Source organism: Ruegeria sp. HKCCD6647-2 (assembly GCF_057221075.1).
This window is the reverse complement of sequence record NZ_JBWVBD010000003.1, coordinates 479,577-498,317: the sequence shown is the minus strand read 5'-3', so window position 1 is coordinate 498,317 and position 18,741 is coordinate 479,577. Positions and strand designations below refer to the sequence as shown.

18 protein-coding genes are annotated in these 18,741 nt (G+C 52.6%); 6 read left to right on the top strand and 12 right to left on the bottom strand.

The annotated features are described in order from the left end of the window. Window positions 1-680: 680 nt before the first annotated feature. Complete coding sequence (locus tag AC2TDJ_RS11410; RefSeq protein WP_480842234.1) at window positions 681-947, bottom strand: Txe/YoeB family addiction module toxin; 267 nt, start codon at window positions 945-947, stop codon at window positions 681-683. Continuing rightward, window positions 944-1,195: a type II toxin-antitoxin system Phd/YefM family antitoxin gene (locus AC2TDJ_RS11405; protein WP_480842232.1), complete on the bottom strand. Its 252-nt coding sequence runs from the start codon at window positions 1,193-1,195 to the stop codon at window positions 944-946. Before AC2TDJ_RS11405 ends, AC2TDJ_RS11410 begins: the two co-directional genes overlap by 4 nt. A gap of 343 nt (window positions 1,196-1,538) precedes the next feature. On the opposite strand from AC2TDJ_RS11405, the gene AC2TDJ_RS11400 reads away from it, so the two are divergent. The 3 genes from AC2TDJ_RS11400 (at window position 1,539) to AC2TDJ_RS11390 (ending at window position 4,162) form a co-directional block, all read left to right on the top strand. Then, window positions 1,539-2,213, top strand: a complete 675-nt coding sequence (locus tag AC2TDJ_RS11400; RefSeq protein ID WP_480842230.1) for a ParA family protein — start codon at window positions 1,539-1,541, stop codon at window positions 2,211-2,213. Continuing rightward, window positions 2,210-2,587 (top strand): hypothetical protein, encoded by a 378-nt coding sequence (locus AC2TDJ_RS11395; RefSeq protein WP_480842227.1) that lies wholly within the window; start codon window positions 2,210-2,212, stop codon window positions 2,585-2,587. The genes AC2TDJ_RS11400 and AC2TDJ_RS11395 overlap by 4 nt, the downstream gene beginning before the upstream one ends. A gap of 708 nt (window positions 2,588-3,295) precedes the next feature. Then, window positions 3,296-4,162, top strand: a complete 867-nt coding sequence (locus AC2TDJ_RS11390; RefSeq protein WP_170378670.1) for a replication initiation protein — start codon at window positions 3,296-3,298, stop codon at window positions 4,160-4,162. Between the two features lie 411 nt (window positions 4,163-4,573). On the opposite strand, the gene AC2TDJ_RS11385 is transcribed toward AC2TDJ_RS11390, so the two are convergent. Beyond that, on the bottom strand, window positions 4,574-4,849 hold the full coding sequence (locus AC2TDJ_RS11385; protein ID WP_480842225.1) for a hypothetical protein: 276 nt from the start codon (window positions 4,847-4,849) through the stop codon (window positions 4,574-4,576). Between the two features lie 70 nt (window positions 4,850-4,919). On the opposite strand from AC2TDJ_RS11385, the gene AC2TDJ_RS11380 reads away from it, so the two are divergent. Continuing rightward, a complete protein-coding gene (locus AC2TDJ_RS11380) occupies window positions 4,920-5,132 on the top strand; it encodes a hypothetical protein (protein WP_480842223.1) in 213 nt (70 codons plus the stop codon). Window positions 5,133-5,320: 188 nt separating this feature from the next. Here AC2TDJ_RS11380 and AC2TDJ_RS11375 read toward each other — a convergent pair whose 3' ends face one another. The 6 genes from AC2TDJ_RS11375 to AC2TDJ_RS11350 form a co-directional block, all read right to left on the bottom strand. Next, window positions 5,321-6,097 carry a hypothetical protein gene (locus tag AC2TDJ_RS11375; protein ID WP_480842221.1) on the bottom strand — a complete coding sequence of 259 codons (777 nt, stop codon included), beginning with the start codon at window positions 6,095-6,097 and terminating at the stop codon, window positions 5,321-5,323. Window positions 6,098-6,269: 172 nt separating this feature from the next. Then, a complete protein-coding gene (locus tag AC2TDJ_RS11370) occupies window positions 6,270-7,382 on the bottom strand; it encodes a hypothetical protein (RefSeq protein ID WP_480842219.1) in 1,113 nt (370 codons plus the stop codon). 618 nt (window positions 7,383-8,000) lie between these two features. Next, window positions 8,001-8,795, bottom strand: coding sequence for an HNH endonuclease (locus tag AC2TDJ_RS11365; protein ID WP_480842217.1), 795 nt, complete (start codon window positions 8,793-8,795; stop codon window positions 8,001-8,003). Between the two features lie 155 nt (window positions 8,796-8,950). Further along, entirely contained in the window at window positions 8,951-9,718 is a 768-nt protein-coding gene (locus AC2TDJ_RS11360) for a hypothetical protein (protein WP_480842215.1), read from the bottom strand. Between the two features lie 629 nt (window positions 9,719-10,347). Next, window positions 10,348-11,391 carry an NAD-dependent epimerase/dehydratase family protein gene (locus AC2TDJ_RS11355; RefSeq protein WP_480534990.1) on the bottom strand — a complete coding sequence of 348 codons (1,044 nt, stop codon included), beginning with the start codon at window positions 11,389-11,391 and terminating at the stop codon, window positions 10,348-10,350. 163 nt (window positions 11,392-11,554) lie between these two features. Further along, entirely contained in the window at window positions 11,555-12,187 is a 633-nt protein-coding gene (locus AC2TDJ_RS11350; RefSeq protein WP_480534992.1) for a tyrosine-type recombinase/integrase, read from the bottom strand. Between the two features lie 335 nt (window positions 12,188-12,522). On the opposite strand from AC2TDJ_RS11350, the gene AC2TDJ_RS11345 reads away from it, so the two are divergent. Together AC2TDJ_RS11345 and AC2TDJ_RS11340 are read left to right on the top strand one after the other, a co-directional pair. Continuing rightward, window positions 12,523-12,729 carry a cold-shock protein gene (locus AC2TDJ_RS11345; RefSeq protein WP_170328727.1) on the top strand — a complete coding sequence of 69 codons (207 nt, stop codon included), beginning with the start codon at window positions 12,523-12,525 and terminating at the stop codon, window positions 12,727-12,729. 72 nt (window positions 12,730-12,801) lie between these two features. Continuing rightward, window positions 12,802-13,815 (top strand): fatty acid desaturase, encoded by a 1,014-nt coding sequence (locus tag AC2TDJ_RS11340; RefSeq protein WP_480731923.1) that lies wholly within the window; start codon window positions 12,802-12,804, stop codon window positions 13,813-13,815. Here the strand turns inward: AC2TDJ_RS11340 and AC2TDJ_RS11335 are convergent. From AC2TDJ_RS11335 to AC2TDJ_RS11325, 3 genes are all read right to left on the bottom strand, one after another. Then, window positions 13,807-14,055, bottom strand: coding sequence for a ParB N-terminal domain-containing protein (locus AC2TDJ_RS11335; protein WP_480473583.1), 249 nt, complete (start codon window positions 14,053-14,055; stop codon window positions 13,807-13,809). The genes AC2TDJ_RS11340 and AC2TDJ_RS11335 overlap by 9 nt on opposite strands. 74 nt (window positions 14,056-14,129) lie before the next feature. Beyond that, entirely contained in the window at window positions 14,130-14,819 is a 690-nt protein-coding gene (locus tag AC2TDJ_RS11330; RefSeq protein WP_170670427.1) for a hypothetical protein, read from the bottom strand. Window positions 14,820-16,862: 2,043 nt separating this feature from the next. Next, window positions 16,863-18,734: an Eco57I restriction-modification methylase domain-containing protein gene (locus AC2TDJ_RS11325; RefSeq protein WP_480842212.1), complete on the bottom strand. Its 1,872-nt coding sequence runs from the start codon at window positions 18,732-18,734 to the stop codon at window positions 16,863-16,865. Between the last annotated feature and the right edge of the window lie 7 nt (window positions 18,735-18,741).

Sequence of the window (18,741 nt, the reverse complement as noted above, 5' to 3'; positions counted from 1 at the left end):
GCGCCGCCCCCGGCTCGGGCGCTTGCGGCAGAAACCACAAATCCTCCTCGGGCACCGGATCAGGATCGTAGATCGACCGGGTTGGATCGTCGAACGGGTCGGTATCGTCAGGGTTTGGTTTCATTGGCGACCAAAATACAGGTTTTTTGTGTTTTACCAAGCGCATTTTGTGGGGGCGATATTATATTCGATAAGTATCCCTTATCGGGATTAATAGAATTTGCTCAGAAAACGGACGTCAGGCCCCTGCCCCGCGCCCGAATTGTGCCTCTTCTTCCCTGAAACATTGCGCCGGACTTTTCTTACCTTTCAACGGATTTTTCTTACTTCACGGCGCCACAAATTGGTTACCTCCCCGAGGAAATTGTTTTCTTTTGGAGGAAGTAATGGGGAGAGGAGAGCTTTTCAGTTTTCTTCCAAATATTTCCAGATGGGTGCCCGCGCGTTCCAACCCGTCGATCGCTGAATGAGTGCAATAACAGTGTGCCAGATCCTGATGTTTCCATGAAAGGTTTGTCCAAAGAGCTTCTTTCTGATGGTCATAAATTGGAAACAGCAGCTTTTCACAATCTTGCAGCATCAAGAACAGAAGCGGCGACCTTTCTACGTGCCATGGATAGAGGACATACCCCATCATGTAAGGAATGAGCTTACAAAGGGGGTAATACCCCCCTGCCCTCTCAATAATGGAACCGCAACTGTGCGAGTTCGAGTGCCTGGGCATCTCCCTTACCGCTTACGCGATAAACCATTCGATCTTCTTTGGTGATCCTGCGTGACCACCAGCCGCTGAGGTCACCCTTTAGCGGCTCAGGCTTACCAACACCTTGGAATGGCGTTCGCATCGTCTGCTTGATCATGTCGTTAATGCGCTGATGAGTCTTTGGATCAGCCACCTGCCAGTGCAGGTAGTCTTCCCAGGCCTGGTCCGAGAAAACTAACTTCACTCGATGAGATCTCGTTCTTCACCCTTGCCGGCATCCAACTGAGTGATAGATGCACGCAGGCGCTTCGCGTTGTTGGGCGTCGACAGAAGATGCATTGTCTCTTGAATCGAGTTCCAGGTCTCCAAAGACACCATTACGACAGATTCACGGTTTTTGCGTGTCACGACAATTTCTTCAGCGTCATTGATTACGCGATCCATGACACCTTTGAGCTCTTTTCGAGCGTCGGTGTACGTCATGACATCCATGTTTCAAGCTCCTCTTGCGTTGTACAGTATATTGTACGTGTTAAGTTGAATGTCAAGTTTTGTGCTTCTATCAAAAGTTCTGGCCTCTTCGCTTTAGTCTAGACTAAGCTAGATGTATCTAAAGATATCTAGATAAATATTAGTGTAGACTTGTTGACATTTGTTTTTTAACGGCAATTTTGTACCTATGTGGTGACGTCTAGACCTAGCTAGACTTAGCTAGATGTATGGTTGTCTAGCAACAGAAAGGTAGATCATTATTTATCTATCTATCTTCATCTAGCTAGAGCGAGATTTCTCTGCATAGATTGATCCAAAGGCAGGTAAAAGCAGGAGCAAAAAAATGTCCGTAATCTCTTTCGCCACTTCAAAAGGTGGTGCCGGCAAGACAACGGCTTGCATCGTTTTGGGGACGACATTCGCAGACCAACTAAAAGTCAGCATTATCGACGCAGATCCCGCACACAGGGTGAACAGATGGGCCGAAAAGGGTCCGTATCCCAAAAGTATTACAGTGATCAAATGCGCCGACGAAAATAGGATCATGGATGTGATCGAAGCGGAGCAGGCAAAATCGGACGTCGTTCTGGTCGATCTAGAAGGCGTGGCATCTAAACTAAACAGCTACGTGTTTTCTATGTCTGACCTTGTGATCGTACCGACAGGTGACGAGCAGCAGGATGTCGAGGACGCGATCCTAACACTGAAGCAAATCAAACTGGATAGCCGGGCATCGCGACGCGATATTCCAGCCAAAGTACTGTTTGCACGCACAAAAGCAGCCGTTAAATCGCGGCTGGAGAAGAAGCTGAATAGGCAAATGCGGGACAATGTCGATTGCTTCGAGGCTGAACTTAAGACACGAACAGCATTTTCCAGCATTCACAATAGCGGCGGCAACCTGGATAGTCTGCCAAGTGATGTGAGTGGCGTAGATAAGGCAAAGGAAAACGCCCGGGAGATCGCCAAAGAAATCATCGCGACCTTCCAGCAGGCGCAGCAGGAGGCCGTAGCATGAACGAGCGCAACGATCTCGATTTCGGAGCTCTGAAGGGCCCTGTCAAACCAAAACCAAAACCGGTCAAACCGGAAGGGCAGGGGGCCGTAGTTGAACACTGGCCGTCAAGAAGCCCGGCATCGGCGCCTGTGGCCCCTGTGGAGCGTCAAAGTAAGCCAAAGGTCTCTCTCGAAGCTCAGGTCTCCATTCGTGGCCCTCACGAGATCATTGAGCGGTTCAAAGGCAGCTGTCAGGTCGGTCGCGCTCGACTTTCATACTACGACAAGATCGCGAGCCTTCTAGACCTGGAAGACAAATTGCTCGAGCTAGAAATTGGTGGGCGCAACGCGGAGCCGATGGATATCCTTTTGGAGCTAATTCAGCGGAGCAGGTAATGGATAAATGCTCGGCTCAGTAGGGCAGGGCCTTACATTTTTCACAGCAAGACGCCTAGGTTGAGATTTCCTCGGCGTTTTCATTTTTTAGCCCGTTTATGCCATGAGGGAATTTCAGGCGCTGTTGGCAGCCGTCTAGGCGTGTGGACAGAGCGCCTCTCCAGCCATCCTTTGAATGCAGCTCAACGATTTTGGCCAAATTCAGAATAGTGACGTTTTGCGAGCTTCCGAGTTTCATTTTTTTGATCTTGAGGGTTTCTGGCTGGCCACTTGGTCACGAGAGGATACCCTCTCAATGTTCCAAGCATGTCAATGCAGAATGCAAAAGTGAAGAATTTAGGAGTCTTTGGGGCGGTCCCACTTTCGTCTTCGTTCAAAGCTCTCCCTTCAATCTTATTCTAAGATTCAAGATTCATGAGCGAATACGTAAATATTTTCAGAGGCTTATCGATTTAAATGTGAGAGATTTAGGTGGTTGAGTGAAGGATTTAGGAGAATCCGGCGTTTTCTGTGAGGCTTTTAGGAGCTTTCTGTGAAGTTTTCAGGAGTACCTCCAAGAGTTATCCATAGGCTGTATGCGAACTATGAAGAATTTAGGAACCACTTTCTGTGAAGGATTTAGGACTCCTAACTATGAGGTTTTTAGGACTACTGTGAAAATGGAATATTGTGTTTTCATTTTTATGCGACTCACTCTAAGCTGCTGGTATGAGCAGCAACGATAAGCAACTTGTCATCAATTTGACGCCAACTCCAGACCAAGCCATGAAGCCGGCGGAGTTGATTAAAATGAAAGCAGATCAACAGCTTAGCCTTGTTGAAAGGCGAGCTGTGACAGTGCTTTGGCACAACGCACATCAGCAGAAGATCAAGAAGGGTAAGGTCTATACGATTCCCGTCAGTGATCTTGCAGCTCAGGGCTATAACGCATCTTCATCTGAAATGAAGCAGGTCCTGGAGCGCCTCCAGAAGACGTTGGTTGTAATGTATAATCCAGCGACCGATACGCGTGTTTCCACACAACTGCTGAGCTCAACGATAGAGAAGGGGGTCTCCAAGCGGAACGGTGTGCTGGAGTACCGGTTCACAGATGAGATGTTTGAGTTCATCAAAGACTCGGAAATCTGGGGCAGCATCGAGATTCCGGTGCTGATGCACCTGTCGTCTAAGTACGCAATCTCACTCTACGAGCAGGCGTCCCAATGGGTGAAACTTCGGTACAAACACAACGAAGAAATGCCCATCGACGAGTTCCGTCGCATCATCGCCATCGAAGAAAAGAAGTATCCGGCTTTTGGATCTCTGAACAAGCACGTCATCAAGAAAGCGGTTAGTGAAATCAACGCTTTGGCGGACTTCAACATTCAGATCATGCCGATCAAAACAGGGAAGAAGGTGACTCATGTCAACATTTTCTGGCACGAGAAATCCATCGATGAAAAGAAGTCTGCTTATCAGGAACTGAGCCGCCATAAATCAGGTCGGAAGGCTAGGATCGCAGGCGCCGTTGAGACGGTTGAACCTGTTGCCGAGTTGAGCAAATCGCAAATGCCTATCCTTGAGGACTACTCCTAAATTCTTCACAGTTGACTCGAACTATCCTTGCCAACTCGCGGGATTCCAAGAATTAACAAGGATAGTCCTAAATTCTTCACAGTTGGCGTGAGTCCTAATTCTTTCACATTTATCAAGAATAGGGCAGGGCGCTACTCGCCCCGCTCAAGGAATAGGCCCATTGCAACTACGCCGCTGAAGAAGGCTATAGCACCCATCGCGTACGCACTTGCTTTCTACACTCAGTTTGGTTGTGATAAGATGCGCGCATGGATCTTGATCATTTCGTCATAATCTTCACAGTCGTCATTGGTGTCGGTGGATTAGTAGCTTGCTGGTTGACGTGGCGAAATCTGCCCAAGGAACCAACTCCGGCTACAGACGAAGAAATTGAAAGAGTATTCAAAGATGACACTAAGGTCCGAGCAATGCTCATTGATGACTACCAGCATCAGAAAAAGGGTCGAAAGGGATCGTTCGAAGAAGACGGCTCATGACATCTTCATCTTGCCTGGAGTACAGGATCTGCAAGCCATCCAAGCCAGATGAAGCGTGCTCAATCTCGGGGGCAGGGGTTTGAGTTGCCAGTTCAGCCTCAACCCATTGCCTGACCATAGCCCAGGTTAGTTCAGCATTCTCATTGACCGCACTAAGAACGCGTTCTTCAAATGCTTTCCACTGAGTTTTCAGATCGTCCGTGTCATTCAACTTCTGTCGCCCACGGCCAGCTCTGGTATTATATAAGTAATATCGCGCGAGTAACCGTTTGGAGCCTAGAATGAGTGAGAATACGCCGACCTGGGATGAAATGGCAGAGGCGATAAAAACTATGGCAGCAGCGGTTGGTGCTCACGCATCGGTTAAAAATAAGTATGGCGCCCTCCGAGTGGAGTTTCCGATGCTGCCGGACAATCTTGATCACGTGCAAGCTCTGTACACTTTTGCAGAGCTGATCGAAACTGAATCCGAACGCACAGCTAAGCGCCTGTAAGAGTTCTCACGTAAAATAAGGCCGCAACAGACCGGTTCTTCGGCGTCGATCTACCTCTGCAAACAGCTCAGCTTCGATGGCTGTCTCAATGCAGTCTCCTCTTAGCGCCTCCAGTTCCTCTGCTGACCAGCCTTCAAACCTGGTCGAATACAAGCCCAGAGCCAGTGGCTCGTGGTAGTCTTATTCGGTCATGTTTTAGCTCTCGTCGTGCAACATGCACATAGCGTGTCAGATTTATCTCGCCCGCGGACGATATCACCTCGATGGCCGCATCTCGCGCATGTTTGCGTGCTCTCATAAATCAACCGTTGCTCGACGGGCTCAAGACATTCATGAAAACGATGAAAACTGATCGAGATTTTCCCTTCCCTGTCAGTCTTCACATCTGAGATCTGAACCGATCCTGGATCCAGGCCAGCCTCCTCAATAGCGCTCTCCATGTCGTTTAGATGCCTTGAAAGCATAACGAGCCAGCCCTGGCCAATAGCTGGCCGGAGCTCCGCTATTTCCGGGCCTACAAGGTCCGGGTATCGATCCGCGATTTCCATTTCCAGGTCATCGGGCCATTTCGCAGCGGAGTCCTCAAATCTTCGTTCAATCACAGCGTTGTAGCACCAGCAACATAGCGTCGTTGCGTAACCCAGAATGCGCTGGGTCTCGGCAGCATTGCCGCAATATTCACACGTCTGGCTAATCCGATCAGTTGCTAACTGGATATCTTTCCAGATGGCCTTGGGATGGCCGGTCGTGTACACGACCAACGCACCCCATTTCTGCTTCACCTGGAAAATTTCCGGCAGACGATTGGGCTCGTCTGAGGAGCGTACATACAGACCTTGCTCATAATCACGTCGGATATCCTCCAACGCAAATGTCAGCTGATCGATCCAACCTCGGCGATTGATTCCTAAGGTCCTCTCGATGCCAGGACCTGGGTTGTCCCAGTCGACTACTGCTTGAGACATGTGCGGTACAAACCCTTTGTAGCGAAGAACCCTTTTGTCGGCCGGTCGCCACCCGATCCGCAGCACTTGCAGAATTGGACAGAGCGATCACAGTATCGGTCCATGATCGCCTCGACCTCAGGAGTGTACCAGTTGGTTAGAACATCCAGCAGAACCGATAAAACACCGTAGATCAGACGAGCTCAGCCATGCTTGGCAAGACCCAGCCCTGGCGCTTCCCATCAGTGATTGCAGCGACTTCCTTCATCACCGGCGAGGGCACGCGGTCGACGATCCAGGGGGCTTCTTCGTAGATGTATCGCGGCCCGGTATATCTGGAGTGAAACACCGCTTCCCGCAGACGGCAGAAGTCCTGCCCGCGGATCGGGATCTGCACGGTATTTCCGTTCTTGTCTTCGCGCAGAGCAGGCGAGGGGGATATGCCTGAGACGATGCCGTTCCACGCTACCAGCGACAATTTGGAAATCGAAAAGAGACCCCTGTCATTGAGGCTGAGGACATCCACACTGGTCTCGTCATGGCGAAGTGTAGGTTCAGTCAAATATGCTGCCAAAAACCCATGTACGCCATCCAGTGGCCCTTGCATGAAGAGGCAAGTCACAGTTTTGCATCTGTCGAGATCTGCACATTGCAGTTCGAGAGCGGCGCGTTCGTCGACCACAAGTGTTTCTGAAATGTCTTTGCTGCGTTGTCTCATGTCTCGGGCCAGGCCAACGAGGCACGCTGCACGTTCGATGTCACAATCAGATTGAAGCTGTTCTGACTCAGCTTCGGTCAATACAACATAGCAATCGTCATGGTCTCCAACATGGATGGTGACGGGGTAAACTCCCGGTTCACGCCGCTCGATGGTTGGCAAGATACTTAACGTATCCTGGTTAAGATCCCCGTCATGTTCGGCATCCAAAAAAGGAACTGTTTCGGAGTCAGGTTGGCTCAAGGCCCAGGTGATGACCACCGGCGGCAAGTAGGTAGCCTGACCTCGGTCTATTTGCTGCGGGTTTGAGCGTAGCTCCCGTGCTTCCGTATCCAGTGTCCAACACTCACTCATGAGCATTTCCCAGCAGCCATTGGGTTGGACATATACCACTTGAGCGTCCTTTCCTGCCCCCTCTTTGCGCGTGACGTGGTCGGTCAACAGCATCTTGTCGACCTGTTTGAGCTCCCCGAAAGCGACCTGATCAAGGCATGACTTGATCGGAAGCGATTGTTCCTTGCTCATTTGTTTCGCAGCGCGTTTCAGATCATGAACGCGTTTGGCCGTGGGCGTGAACAACACTGACATTTTTGGTCTCCTCAGAGGTCCAGGGTCGGGCACCTAACCTCAAAGAAGCAGATGCGGTTACAAAGTTTATCTTTTTACGTTTCAGCCTAGCCTTCGACATGCCCGACAAGGGGTCAGGGCAGAAACGACGCCCCACAATGACGGTACCATATATGGTACCAGAGTCAATCGAGAATCGATATATGGTACTCTTCTGACTCCCGGCAGGACCGTGAGCAGGCTGGCCAATTGTTTACCATTGGTAGATCCGACGGTTTTTCCTGATTGACCATAGGAGGCCGCCGATCCCTTTTGATCCTGGGCCGGTTTTTGTCTTGGGAGATGTTGATTTGCCCTATGCCGTGACCAATCCTCGGCCAAGTCTCGATCCTGAGGGTAGGATGATATGCGCTTCCTCGGTGTCAGCCTCTTTGTAGGGCCCCGGGGCAGATCCACGGGGGATGCCGCAATCCGCGCGAAAGGCTGCTTCAAAACCGTGAATGTTTGTTCCCCTCAGATGAGTCAGAAACCTTCCGTTATGCAAAGCTCTCAACCGGGCCCACAGGTGCTGATATCAGACACCAAAGCCCATCATTTGGTCACATGAATAAATTTGGAACCGGCCTACGTGATCTGAATTCAGTCAGTTTGATTGACCTGATCGACATAGGGATTGTCGCAATAATCGCGGCGACCTATATGCCCGCGAATATGCTCGTCTCCACATCGGGGGCAGGCGATCACCTCATCATAACATCTCCAAAACAGGCCGGTGGTCACCACCCATTCGGAGAGTTGCGCATCGAAGTAGCAATAGACCTTTTTCTGCTTACCGACACAGGTATTGCGGTCGCAGGTGCAATACCCTTCCCGAACGATATCACCCTTCTTTTTCCAGACACCGCTGTCCAAGATGATCACATCTTTCGGCACACCGGCTTTTTCGGGCTCTTTGATGATGGATATCAGGAACTCCTCCAGATCACTCATAGTGATCTTCTGCTGTTCCAGCGCCGAAAACACGACCGAGAGAATTTTGTCTTTCGTGACATTTGATTTGACGTCTGCAGCGACCTGTTGGGTTTTACCGGCATCGCGGATCAGCTTTCGAAGGCGATTTACGTGGCCGGGAATAAATTCGGGCACGTTCTTCCCCTTTTTTGAGTTACACAGCGCGCACGCCGGCAACCAGTTCTCGAAGCCGTTGATATTGAAATCCTCTGACAGGCTATAAAGCTCATAAACACGGATGCGCTCCTCTTCATTCCAGAGCAGGGATTCTGGCAATACGTGATCGACATGGGTGTCAATCAGGCGCAGCGGCTGACCACAAATCCAGCATCTCTGATCATTGCAAGACCAAACAGCATAACGCTCCTGGTAGCTGAAGGAGCGTTTCCGGTTTCTGCTCAATGAAATTCCTCCCCACGGCATTCGTCTCAAGTGCGACGATCATCTGAAACACATCGCAGTCAGTACATCGCCTACTATATTGAGGCCGGGTTTCAAACGCCTGAAGACTGTGTTCCTGAACACCAAATCAAAGACAATTCGCCCGGCACACAGTGTGGCATGAAGAGGCGGAGTCTTCAGGGAGCAGATCCCGGGCGCGCGCCATCGTCCGGCACACGCGGCATCTCGGCTTCCACGACGGTAAAGATGTCGCTTTTGCAGACCGACCTGATGCCCGCGGTATTGTCACCAAATCGCTTGAGGTCGGGGTTGTTCCGCAGAATGGCAGCCACCTTCTCGTGGTGCGCTCTGAAGAACAGAGTTGTTGAAGGATTATGATCGAGCCCATCCAACAGTTGCCCCGCGTCGCGGCCAATACGCCGAATGGCGTAGTCACCCTGATTGGAGTCTGTGAACTCAATCCAGCGAGAGGACTTTAGGGTAGCTGTTGGCCGTGGCGTTGCCATTCGTTGCCATATTTGGAAAACACAAGGCACATTACGTTCCTGTCCATCGACTAGAAACGCATTTTCTGTCACCTCCACGTCTAGTGACAGGTGAAAAAGCCGGTGCAAGCGATCCTGGATACTTGCTTTCCGAAACGTCCTTGGGACAATAAACGCGATAACTTCCGCCCCATTACTGGCGGCATGGTTGAAGAAATGTGTGGCCAGATGGGCCGCATTTCCAAAGGGCGGATTGCCGACATAGAGTGCGGGCGTGGCGTTCGTGTAATCAAAAAAGTCGAATGATCTGATATCTGGACCAGCCGGCGCAATGTCCAAAGCGGTTACTGGTTGTCCAAATGTGCGCAGGGGATCGACAAAAGCGCCCGCGCCTGCAGAAGGCTCGATCACCAGCTCGAAGTGTTTGTCCAGTTTTTGTTCTTTGAGATGCGCCGCCAATATGCGGACAAGGTCTTCGGCTACATTTGGTTTGGTGTAGTAGCGGTCCAGCCCGCCTTGTCTGTACCGGTCGTTATTAGTTGTCATAAAACTCTACTTCTGAAATTCAGAAACAGAGTAGGGACCCAAGGTTTCTTGCGAGTTTAAGGAATAGAGTAATCCGAGTGGTGAGCCGACGCCGGGTAAGCCAGACATTTGGGCTCAACTTGGTTGCAAACCTGGCTCTATGCGGTGGTGGGTTGGGGCAGATTTCAATTGAGGTCGCACAGCCCGAAGCGATGCCTGACTGTAGGGGTCGCTTACGGCTGGGGCCGATTTCGTACATTTGCCGTTCGCCTCAACCGGCGTGAACTTGCGACATGCGGACGAACCCGCCTTTTGTTCGCGCGGCTATTGCTGACGCAGCATTTGTTCGCAGGCGCGGCGCGCCTGTCGTTGCGGCGCGGCAAAAATCTCCGATCCGGTCATTCGCGGGTGTCAATTCCGCTCGAACCGAGATCGACCTTTCACCGCGACCTAGTCAGACCATCGAGGTGCGGACGAACCGGACTCTCGCTGCGGGTGAACGAGCTTCAGCTCTAGGCATTTCGGCGTAGGAAGTAACCTCACCGCGATTTCGAGACCGCAGCTTAGGATACTACATTCAAAAGCTGTTTTTCTTGCTCGGCGCTCAGCCCGCAAATCAGAGCCTTCCCACGCCTTGTGCGATCCCATCTCAGGAGGGGTTCGAGTGTTTCCCGCAGGGGCCGGGATTTGAGACCTGCATTTCTGGCGCGACCGGCATCCACTTCGAGAAAATGGCGGAAAGCAGGTGCCTCGGGAGCCATAAGAGGCACATCTGTCCAAGGCTCGGCGCCTGCTTCCAAGAATACATTGGCAGAAACCCAGTGAATTTCACCCGCTGATGCTGTGGTTTCATGAATCTCGTTGAGTAGATCCTGCATCGCCATGACATCGCCGTTCACATTCCAGATGCCGCCGAGGTCGTCTTCGGCACAGAGCACTGCGAACCTTGCTGCGTCACGCACATCAAGCACCTGAACAGGGCGGTCAGTAGGCAGCGGTGCAAACACTGTTGGGCTTTTTGAGCGCCCGGCTTCATCAATTCGCCGAACCCACCAAGTAAGTCGGTCGGTATAGTCTCCTGTGCCGACGATTAAACCTATCCGCAGCGCAGTTGCTCTGTCTCCAAGTTTCTGTTCTGCAACCATCTCGCAAGCGCGTTTCAGCGGGCCATACGATGGTCCGTAGGCAGCAGCAGACCCACGGTCTTCAAGCAGCACGGTGTCTGCCCGTTCGAAATCAACTTGGGTCGCCTCTGGCACTTCAGCGGCTTCAGTCAGTCCGGGTTTGTCGTAACAACCATATGTCGAAAGTGATGAAGCGAGAACGTAACGCTTGGGCTCATTGTCCAGTGCATCCAGCAAAGCTGACACCGCATCTGGCGTGAATGCACAGGTATCGAAGACCCAGTCGAAATGTCGCCCCTTAAGCGCGCTCAAGCTTCCATGGCGATCAGCACTAATGACTTCAACACCTTCCGAAAGTGTTCGCGCGGTAACACCCCTAGAAAGCACAGCGACCCGATGACCACTCTCAACAAGCGCGTCAACAATCGCACCGCCAAGGAAACCCGTTCCACCAACCACAAGTCTTTGAGCATCGCTTTGCACCACCAATCTCCCGAAAGTCTATTGAGCGATCAATCGCACCATATGAGACATTCGCTGCGCCGCCAACGCCGGGTGACTATGGGCTCGATCCGAACCACTACTGCGGATGGGCTGTAGGTCCGATCTGGATTGGCGAACGGCATGTGCCGCCCGCCAACATAATTCAGATGTCGATTTGTTCGGCGATACTCAGGGCGTCTTCAAGTTCGACGCCAAGGTATCGGACAGTGCTGTCGACCTTTGTGTGTCCAAGCAGCAATTGAACCGCTCTGAGATTTCCCGTTTTCCGGTAAATTTCTGCCGCCTTGGTCCGGCGCAGCGAATGGGTGCCGTATCCGCTCGATTCCAGCCCAATCGCGGTCACCCAATCCCGCACAAGTCGGCCATACTGGCGGGTCGAGATATGCGGGCGGTCATGAAACCGGCTCGGAAACATGAAACGGCAGCCCATCATTTCCGGCGATTTGATCCACGCCGCAATCGTATCACGCGTGTTTTCGGAGAGCTCGAACTGAACGGGCCGGTTGGTTTTGCTCTGGATTACGGACACCCTCTCGCGAACGCGATCATCCCTCACCAAATCGATGACGGCCAGTTTCACCAAATCGCATCCACGAAGCTTGCTATCAATCGCCACGTTGAACAATGCGAGATCGCGCAGGTTGCCCGCCAGTTCGAGCCGCGCGCGGATCGCCCAGACCTGTTTCGGCAACAGCGGTCGTTTCTGGCCGATGATCCGGCCCTTGTTCCAGGCTCTTCGTTTCGAGGTGATAGCGGGAAGTTGGACTCTTGGCATAGTGGTCCCTCCAATCCTCCCGCCAGGCCCAGACATCAGCACCGCGCCGACGCCTGAATTTTACCATCGGTTTGAATGGCCGTTGTCCGATTGCCTTTTTTGTTGAGAAACGCCGCGAGCATTGGGCCGGTCTGAGCCCAAACTGGGATATGCAGACTCAGATCATCATCGTATCAAAGCTTGTATCGTGCGTACTCGAAGTCCATATACGTGAGGCTTACGTTTTTCTTTTTCGACCTGCTGTCTCCTCAATTCGGCGTTCAGTCTTTCGATTCAGACCGACCACGCCGAGTCGCCGCAATGATGCGGGCGGCAAGTATTTGGAGACTTCCACCATGGCAAATGGCACAGTAAAATGGTTCAACTCAACCAAAGGTTTTGGCTTTATTGAGCCTGAAGATGGTAAGCGCGACGTGTTCGTGCATATCTCAGCAGTTGAGCGTTCCGGCCTAAGCGAATTGAAGGATGGCCAAAAGGTCACTTTCGACGTCGAAGCTGGCCGTGACGGACGCGAAAGCGCCGCCAACCTGGCACTCGCCTAACCTTTCACGGGCACCCCATAAGGGTGCCCGTTTGAACAATGGGCGACAATAAGCCGTCGGAGACCAAGTAAGTTGCAACCTAAAGACTGGACGCGGGTGCTCGCGCAATACCGTGTGCCCGATGCGAAGCGCAGTGTTTTTGAACTTGCGATCACTGTTGTCCCCTTATTCACGCTATGGGCCCTTACGTGGTTTGCGTTATCATTTAGCGTCTGGATCGCAATTTTACTGGCTGTTCTGAACGCCGGATTTCTGGTCCGCATCTTCATCATTATGCATGATTGTGGCCATGGATCTTTCTTCAAAAACCGCAGCGCATGCAATTGGACCGGCAGGGTTCTGGGTGTTCTTACCGTGACACCCTATGACGTTTGGCGACAAAGCCATGCGATTCACCATGCCTCAACCGGTAACCTTGATCGGCGCGGTATGGGTGACATCCCTACATTGACCATTGAGGAATACTTGGAGCGGAATTGGTTCGGGCGTGCCGCTTATCGTCTGACCCGGAGTCCCGTCTTCCTTTTCGGTGTTGCGCCGATCTATACGTTCTTTGTTCAATACCGCTTACCTGTTGGCTTCATGCGGTCAGGCTGGTTGTACTGGGCAAGTGCGATGGGAACAAACGCCGCAATTGCAGGGTTGTTGGCTCTGATTTTGTGGGCCGGAGGCTTTGAGGTGTTGGCGTGTGTTTTCCTGCCAACCGTGGTTGTCGCGTCGTCAATTGGAATTTGGCTTTTCTACATTCAACACCAGTTTGAACACACGACCTGGGAACGGGAAGAGTGGTGGAATCTTCAGAACGCCGCATTCTACGGAAGTTCTCACTATGCCCTGCCCGGCGTCCTGCGTTGGTTCTCTGGCAATATCGGTGTGCACCATGTGCACCACCTCGCCAGTCGCATACCATTCTATCGGTTAAACGAGGTTTTGCGTGACCATTCTGAGTTGGAAAATTGCCAGCGTATTACTCTGTATGAGAGCCTGCATTGTACACGATTGCATCTTTGGGATGAAAAAAGTCAGCGCCTGCTGACATTTTCCGAGGCTTTGTCGAATGCCAATTCCAACAAGAGTTTAGTGTAGTCTGGCGCGGACCAAATAGGCTTCGACCGTATCACCGCCGAGGGCGCGGATGGCCTCTAGTCGGTGAAGACCTTCAATCAGCACGAACCTTTTGTTGTCAGCGCGTATCTGGATCGGGGTCTTTTGACCGTTCTTCAGGATATCTTCGGCCAGCGTCAGGACTTTTTGCTGATCAAGTGTTTTTGCACGCTTCACAGGTACATAGATCAGGTCGAGCGGGTATGGTTTCTTCTCCAGCATAAGCTACGTGTGCAACCTTTCGTGCATTTGGTACGGTCAGGAACTCTCTTCGGAATCAGGTGCTTGATTTTGCGTCATAGGACCGAACGAACAGCATCACGCAGTTCCTGATGCATAATCCAAGTTGCTGGCTCATCGTCACTTTCGATGTGAGAAAATGCCAGAACCTGCGCGGCGCCATCATTCTGTGCCGATCCGGCTTCGGGAAGTTCGAGCTCCAGATATTCTGCGATCATTAGTCCTATTTTCTTGAAGACCTTGATGGAGGCCTCACGCGATTTGTAACCGGCTGCCTGAGACAAGTGACCAATGGTCAGACCGTCCTTGCCTGCGATTGTAAGTGCTTTGAGCATTGTGACCTGCGCAGGGGTCAACCTGATCTGGCGCAATGCCTCGGCATATTCTCTTTCACTGGGAACGAGTGTGCCGGAGTTTCCCTCCAAACGGCGTTGACCGCTACGCTTCCTGTCCCGTTCTTCGAGAATTTCCTTTAAGGTTTCAATGGCCAATGCCGGTGTTTCACCTACTGCATCGGCAATCATTGCCTGTGTTTTGGCTGGTGGCTTGGGAAATGCGCGCGCAACGCTGTTGCCGCTCAGAATACCAGCCTTAATCAAGTACTTTCCGAACTCTTCTTCGACCACTCCTGATACGTCAGCGTTCCGCGCCTTTCGAACACTGCGGTCCTGAAATGCTCTTTGTTCCAGACCACGAGCTGATGCCTTTGAACCGGGAAGGGTTACTTGAGGGGCATTTTTACGCATCAGAGAAACACCACAACAACTATCGCCGCAACAAACACCACTATCGCGATAATCATCTTTACTCTGTAGGACCAGCGATGCGCCTTTTCGGCTTTGAGCATTTTACCCAAGTTTTCGTCAATCGAGTTATGGTTCACGGCTTGGTCCTTCCGGATATTTCAGGCGGTATTGATTTCCACCAACCTATTGTCGCGGCACATTTTCGGCGCACTTGTCATTCTGTCTCGTGAACGGCCGATTGCATTCCCAACCGTCACCTCTTCGATTTAAGTGAGCGTTGGAAGGGACAAAGATCGCAACACACCTGCCCTGGTTCGCGCGAAAACCACGCTCACACTTCCATCCAGAATATGTGTCAGACGCGAGGTATGCGTGATCGGGAACGATCACGAAGTCACAGCCACCTTCCGTCGCTTTGAACCCTCTCAGACACACCCAGCCGTCAGCGCTTCGCCTGTCAGATAAGCGCCCGTTCTCGGGAACTTCTATTGCAACGCACTCCCGGCCCTCTTTGCGAAAACCCCAGTGGCAATGTGCTTCTTGAGCACCAAATCGTGTTTCGACGAACCCGTTTTCAGGCACAAACACTTCTTCACATCTATCTTCGACACGTTGGAACAAGCGATTGCACTTCCATCGATCTCCGGTCGATGCAAGATATGCGTTTTTAGGAACGGCTATTTCCTCACAAAGATCTCCAACACGCTTGAATCCATGGTTGCATTCCCAACCTGGACCATAGGAACTGCCGGTCAAATGCGCATTTTCAGGTGCGTTTGCTCTTTGACACGATCCGTTCTTGTTTTCGAAACCTTCGTCACAAACCGATCCTTCGGCATTGCCTGCAACTTGGGCAGTAAGCGGCGTACCTGAGAGCAACACCAAGAGTGTCGGGATCAAACAAAGAATGCAGCGCGTAAACACGATGAAAGACTGATTGAAACGGAGCCTGAGACCTGATCTATCGGTCATTAAGCACGCAATTTACGGGCCATGTGCTGTTCATACGGCGCCTTCTTTCCTAGGTCACGCGGTGACAGGGGCATGTCAGGTGACAGTTGCGAATGCTTGCGAGGAACGAGCTCATAGCGAAGACCCCAGCGAAACCCGTTCCAATGCTGGGGCACATGCTACAATTAGTCTGAAGGCCATTGGGTTGTCGCAACCGGCAGCATCGCGGCGACGAGAAAATCTTACCAATGCACACTTGTGGTTCCTAGCCGGTGAAGAGTCAAGGACGCACCCTCGTCACGACACGGCCGCGCAACGAAGCCGAACACTGTTAGAGGAGAATCAAAAGGCGACTTCGTTCGCGACCTGTTTATTGGCCGGTCCATCTTCGCCGCATCGAACATCAACGACCGGTTTGCCCGCCGCGCAGCGGCGTCCGCAACTTCGCAATTGCAGCGATTTTCCCGCTGCGTGCGCGCGCAGCACAAAAATCAAAGGTACAGGTCGGGCTCGTTGCAGACCTTCTCTGCACGTTTTCCGAATGGCCGTTCTAGCGCTAGCGTACTATTTCGCCCCCAGCCTTAAGCGACCCCACTGTAGGGCAGGGGCACCGACACGCATTCGATGCCCGGTGGTTTCCTTCCACGATCCACAGCTTCTCGGACGCGGGACAAAGACAATGGCGGCCACCACCGGTGAAGATTCCTCGGACTTTTGATTTTGTCTTCTCTTTTGGGGTTCGCCGCCACGCGATTGGTTGGCAGATAAAAGAAGTAAGGGGTGAGCTATGAGACCCACCCCGTAACCACGTCCAAAGACATGGCTTTCAGGTCAGAAATTGAAGTGCAGCCAATATTCGCCGGCTGGCTTCTCTGACTTTCTGTAGTAGCCACCCATGAAAGGATTGCTTGTCAGTCATCGCTTTTATCGACCCGAACACGTCCTATATCGCATGCCCGAAATCCGAGGGCAAGGGTAAATCTCAATAAAAACAATTATTTAAGTACCCCTGTTTTACACAAATCACTGCTTTTGTGTAAAACAGGGGTACTTAATTCAGCCAGTAAGGATATCCAGGCAAGTGAAGTGTGATCAGGCTTCGATTTTTGACGGAAACTGGTTTGAAGTTGCGAGCTCCCCGGCGACGACCCGCCAGCATTCCGCTTCAATATCGCTCTTCGACGCGCCTCTGCGGACCAGCACATGCAACCGGTCCAGTGCCGATGGGCAGGGCAGGGGGAGGGCGTGGAGTTCGGCCGCCGAAACTGCACAGCTTCCAGACAGGCAACGCAACAGCTGATCCATGACGTCGCTGTTCAAAAACGTGTTGAGCACTTCGAGGGAGGCGGCTGTCGAACCGGTGTTGGGATAAATCACGTTCAGATGGTTTTCGATGACGACAGAACCATGAGTTTCCAGAAAAGCTGGCGGCAGCAGGGCTGCATTCAGACGCCTGGATTGTTCCGGTGACGTCGTGCGCTGAACCAGGATGCATGGATCCGATTGGCGCAGGTGATCTTCTCCTGTCTCCAGCCTGAACCATCGGAGGTCCTGCTTTCGCTCCGCCGTCCACTCAAACCGGCCGTCCGGGCGTACGGCCTCCGACCAGATCAGGGGGTATGCTGCCGCACCGGGCCTGCCGGACAGCCGCCTTTTGTATCGGTTCCAGATCATCGGCCCGGTCCTGATTTCGTATCCCCAATCCCTCATCCGGCAGGGCAGTTTCGATGCGGCCGAAACCAGGGAAACATGTTCGTCCTGGCGCGGCAGGAGCCAGGGGGCGGCGATATCCTCGGGCAGCTGAAAACCCCCGAGGTCGGTCACATCAAGACTTTCGTTCGGTGTCACGTGAATTCGCTCGACACGTGGGCGATCCTCGCTACGTGTTCTGGTGAAGACGGACAGCGCCAGGGCCTGGTTGGCCCCGTCAAATACGCCACTGCGTTGATCGAGAAAGCAGATACTGTGAGGCTGTGCCTCGCTGCGCAGGAGGGTTCTGAGGTTCCTGAAGGACTGTCCCGACACGTAGCTGGTCGGCGTTATGAAACAGATGACGCCGGTATCCGAGGTGTTTGCCACGGCGTGATCCAGGAACAGCCCATACCTGTTTGGATGGCCATAAACGGAGCGCCCGTAGGTTTTCTTTTGTGCCTGGCTGAGCCGGGTTTTTCCAAAGGGGGGATTGCCGATGATCAGATCAAACTTTGTGGCTTCACGCATCTCCAGCGTGTTCCCGCACCGGACCAGTTCCGGCAGGTCATCCGGGCAATGACGGAAACGCGGCAACAGACATGCCTCGACCATGACCTGGGATATCCAGGCACAGAACGGGTCATGGTCGCAGGCCTGGAGTCTGACTGCCAGATGCCCGGAGAGGACCTGGGGAGAGAGATCTTCCATCGAGCGCAGGGTTTCCGCCAGGGCCGTGACCAGCACAACGCCGCTGCCACAAGACGGTTCCAGCACGCGGGCCTCCGACCAGTCGGTGCCCGCCTTGCCGGACATCTCAACCAACTTTTTGGCCAGCGCTGGTGGCGTGAAAAACAAGCCTTGCCGCGATCTGATGTCCCCTGGCAGAAGAGCCGTGTAGAGCAAGCCGATCTGGTAGGCGGTCATGGGGGCCGAAACTGCTGCCGCGAGGCCCGCATATCGGGTGATGCACTCCTGGAGGGCCGGGTCTTCCAGGAGTGCATGTGTCGAAAATGGAAACCCGGGGTCTCGGAGCCCGGCGCCGCTCAGGCAGTTCTGCGCTTGCCGGCTCCACCATTTCTCGATCACCTGAAACACAACGTCCCGGGCAATGTCTTGGCCTTGCCCTGTCCGAAGCTGACGTGTTGCCGCAATCAACCGGGTGCGGAGCTCCGAAAACTCCGCGCTTTGGGCGTTGTCGTCGTTGCCGGTCAGCTCCTCTGGGGGAACAAGGACACGTTGGGATTCTAATGGGAAATGCTTGAAATGCTGCATGGTGGGA